This is a genomic window from Lyngbya sp. CCY1209 (genome assembly GCF_035615495.1).
Classification (GTDB): Bacteria; Cyanobacteriota; Cyanobacteriia; order Cyanobacteriales; family Microcoleaceae; genus Limnospira.
Genome location: NZ_JAJENU010000067.1, coordinates 1 through 599 on the forward strand (window position 1 = coordinate 1; position 599 = coordinate 599).

The 599-nt window shown below is 56.6% G+C and carries 1 pseudogene; it reads left to right on the top strand.

Annotation, left to right across the window (positions count from 1 at the left end):
* Positions 1 to 437: 437 nt before the first annotated feature.
* Positions 438 to 599, top strand: a pseudogene (locus LKE08_RS00340) (chlorophyll a/b binding light-harvesting protein); the annotation flags it as partial.

Sequence of the window (599 nt, forward strand, 5' to 3'; positions counted from 1 at the left end):
CTTTACCGGCAACCCTATAAGGTTGCCCCCACGGTTGTCTTTACCGGCAACCCTATAAGGTTGCCCCCACGGTTGTCCTCACCGGCAACCCTATAAGGTTGCCCCCACGGTTGCCTCTACCGGCAACCCTATAAGGTTGCCCCCACAACCGCCATAGCGGTCAGCTATTACAGCAATTTTCAAGTCAGTGAGGTACACAGATCGACTTTAAGTCCCCGGATTAATCAAAGCGGAGCATCCTCTGGCTCCCCCCTTACTCCCCCCTTTCAAAGGGGGGCTGGGGGGGATGGGGGCGGGGGGGGGATCAGGGGGATAATGGCGGATCGAACCGTATCGCACCAAATAGACCACTGTTATAGCTTCGATCGCATTTTCACCCGTCAAACCTTGACGACCCTCGTCGTGCCAAAACTCAACATTCACCAAGGAGGATTTCGATGGCAGTTGCCACCGATAATATCAACACCGACATTCCATTTCGGGCCGGAAATGCCCGTCTGACCGACCTTTCCGGCCGACTTTTGGGGGCCCACGTCGCCCACGCCGGACTGATCGTCCTGTGGGCCGGGGCGATGACCCTGTTTGAACTCAACCAGTTC